This window comes from Vibrio sp. 10N.222.48.A3, assembly GCF_041475345.1.
Lineage (GTDB): Bacteria > Pseudomonadota > Gammaproteobacteria > Enterobacterales > Vibrionaceae > Vibrio > Vibrio tasmaniensis_A.
Genome location: NZ_JBFRVX010000801.1, coordinates 1 through 3130, shown reverse-complemented (window position 1 = coordinate 3130; position 3130 = coordinate 1). Strand labels below are relative to the sequence as shown.

3 protein-coding genes are annotated in these 3130 nt (G+C 46.0%); all 3 read left to right on the top strand.

Going from position 1 to position 3130, the window contains the following annotated elements; translation table 11 throughout:
- Window positions 1–989: transcription termination factor Rho (rho, locus tag AB4653_RS20000; protein ID WP_372105135.1), on the top strand; the 989-nt coding region annotated here is incomplete at its 5' end.
- Window positions 990–1099: 110 nt separating this feature from the next.
- Window positions 1100–2095: a hypothetical protein gene (locus AB4653_RS19995; RefSeq protein WP_009848198.1), complete on the top strand. Its 996-nt coding sequence runs from the start codon at window positions 1100–1102 to the stop codon at window positions 2093–2095.
- Window positions 2096–2193: 98 nt separating this feature from the next.
- A partial coding sequence (locus AB4653_RS19990) for a UbiD family decarboxylase (RefSeq protein ID WP_372105133.1) occupies window positions 2194–3130 on the top strand: 937 nt, incomplete at its 3' end.

The following is a 3130-nucleotide window of genomic DNA, read 5'->3' as shown; positions in this document are numbered from 1 at the left end:
CAGGTACAGGTGACTCTATTGGCGGTAAAATCCGTCCACCTAAAGATGGCGAACGTTACTTTGCTCTGCTTAAAGTAAATACGGTTAACTACGATAAACCAGATAACGCTCGTAACAAGATTCTTTTCGAAAACCTTACTCCTCTTCACGCCAACGAACGTATGGTGATGGAAGCGGGTAATGGTGCAACTGAAGATATCACAGCTCGTATTCTTGACCTTGCTTCTCCAATCGGTAAAGGTCAGCGTGGTCTGATTGTTGCTCCGCCAAAAGCGGGTAAGACAATGCTTCTGCAAAATATTGCTCAAAGCATTGCTCGTAACCATCCTGAGTGTGAACTCATGGTTCTACTTATCGATGAGCGTCCAGAAGAAGTAACAGAAATGCAGCGCCTAGTTAAAGGCGAAGTAATCGCATCGACGTTTGATGAACCAGCATCTCGCCACGTACAAGTAGCAGAAATGGTAATCGAGAAGGCGAAGCGTCTTGTTGAACACAAGAAAGACGTGGTTATCCTACTGGATTCAATTACTCGTCTAGCTCGTGCTTACAACACTGTTATCCCTTCATCAGGTAAAGTTCTTACTGGTGGTGTTGATGCGAATGCTCTACATCGTCCAAAGCGTTTCTTCGGTGCGGCACGTAACGTAGAAGAAGGCGGTAGCTTAACTATCATCGCAACAGCACTGGTTGATACTGGTTCTAAGATGGATGAAGTTATCTACGAAGAATTCAAAGGTACAGGTAACATGGAACTGCACCTTAACCGTAAGATTGCTGAAAAACGTGTATTCCCAGCGATTGATTTCAACCGCTCTGGTACTCGTCGTGAAGAGCTTCTTACCAAGAACGATGAACTACAGAAGATGTGGATTCTGCGTAAGATTGTTCACCCAATGGGCGAAATCGATGCGATGGAATTCCTTATCGACAAGCTAGCAATGACTAAAACGAACGATGAGTTCTTTGACGCAATGCGTCGTCAGTAGTATTGATTAGCTTATAGTTATTAAAAAGCGCTGCCTTCGGGTGGCGCTTTTTATTTGCATTTTGTAGCGACAGCTTGCAGAATGAGCAAAAGTGTTACGAGGAAGTTAAAATGCAACATGGACTGTTGTCATCATTACTCCTGTCTACTTCACTGTTACTTTCACCGGTTGGTATGAGTTATGCCACCGAGATGTCTCCACTTACAGTAGAGTCTTGGCTTGAGAATGATCAAGTAAAACTGAAAACTGCTGAATTACTCGAGCTTGTCGTGCGTGACGAAGTCAATTCGCTGCGCTTTTCGCTTGAGCGCCTGACATTTCCCCAGCAAGAGGTGGCTCGTTACCGGCTCTTGAAGAAGATCGAACAGCAAGAGATAGTTCTCACCCCTAAGATGTCTATTTTCATAGAACAGCAACTCGCTATCACGCCGACCTACCAAGTATTAGAGCGTGGGGATGGCTACGAGTTTACGGTACCTGCTTTTAATTACCCTTCGATTGCTAATCGACTGATCAAGCAATGGCACCAAGACCAGAAGACACTGGTGTTTGTACTGGATGCAGAAAAGCAGAAACTTAACCTTAATGAGTGGTTGTCAGGGCCTGAGCATCAAGTTCAAACGCGAGAAGCACTACTAATTCGAGAGCTAGACAGTTTGTCTCCTGAAGCGGTTGACTATCTGACTAAGCAACTCACCGCATCTTCTATTGTTAGCTGGTTACCCTCTACCGAGGTGGTAGTTCGATTAGCGCAAGTGAGCGAAGACCCTGAGGTCTATAAGATTCTATGGCGAATGAAGGCCGATTATCATAGCCAAGCAGAGTTAGAGCGACTTGCTAAAACTAAACAAACGTTCGCGTTGGAACAGGTAATGGCAGCGACTAAGAATCCTCGTTTGAAAGATGAAGCGATTACTTTGCTTACCAAGGTGAACCCGCTATCAGAAGAGGTGAAGCAGTTCCTTGTCTCTAGGATGGCGATTGCCGATGAAGCGCCATTAGTCGCCCGTGAATTAGCCAAACAAGGTCACACGCGCTGGTTGCAAGATCTTGTGAATGATAACCCTCAGGTGAAGAGCTCTTTGATCGAGCAAGCATTACCGTAAAGTGGATTTTGCCTCTCAATAACCACACTAAAAAGGGGGATCTCAGCGTCACCCTTTTTGATATACTGAGCGCAGAATAATCAGCATGTAGAAGCCCTATGAGTTTTAAAGATTTACGTGATTTTGTCGACCATCTTGAAAGCATTGGTCAGTTGAAACGCATTTCTCACCCTGTCGACCCAGACTATGAAATGACCGAGATTAGCGACCGTACTCTACGTGCTGGTGGCCCGGCTCTTTTATTTGAAAATCCCGTAGGCTATGACATGCCTGTTTTGACCAATCTATTCGGTACACCTGATCGGGTAGCCATTGGTATGGGGCGTCAAGAGGTCAAAGAGTTACGCGAAGTAGGTAAGTTGCTTGCTTACTTAAAAGAACCTGAGCCACCAAAAGGCTTTAAAGACGCTATCGATAAGCTGCCTGTGTTTAAGCAGGTCTTAAATATGCCAGCTAAGCGTCTTCGTAAGGCGGCCTGTCAACAAGTCGTATGGCAGGGTGATGACGTCGACCTAGATAAAATTCCGGTGATGAGCTGTTGGGCGGACGATGTCGCGCCGTTGCTAACGTGGGGTTTAACGGTTACTCGTGGTCCAAACAAGAAACGCCAAAACTTAGGTATCTATCGTCAACAGAAGATCGGCAAGAATAAAATCATCATGCGTTGGTTGGCCCACCGTGGTGGAGCGCTTGATCTACGTGATTGGATGGAAACCAACCCAGGCAAGCCATTCCCTGTCTCGGTAGCGTTTGGTGCCGATCCTGCCACGATTCTTGGTGCCGTTACGCCAGTTCCAGATACCTTATCGGAATACGCGTTTGCCGGCTTGTTGCGTGGCAGTAAAACTGAGGTCGTTAAATCAATCAGTAACGACCTAGAAGTGCCAGCGAGTGCTGAAATCGTAATGGAAGGTTACATCGACCCGAATGAGTTCGCAGACGAAGGGCCGTACGGAGACCATACTGGTTACTACAACGAGAAAGAAAAGCATCATGTGTTTACTATTACTCATGTAACCATGCGCGAGAATCCGA

Excerpts from the sequence above, each read along its gene's own strand:
- AB4653_RS19995 (WP_009848198.1), top strand. The coding sequence starts at position 1,100 with ATGCAACATGGACTGTTGTCATCATTACTCCTGTCTACTTCACTGTTA.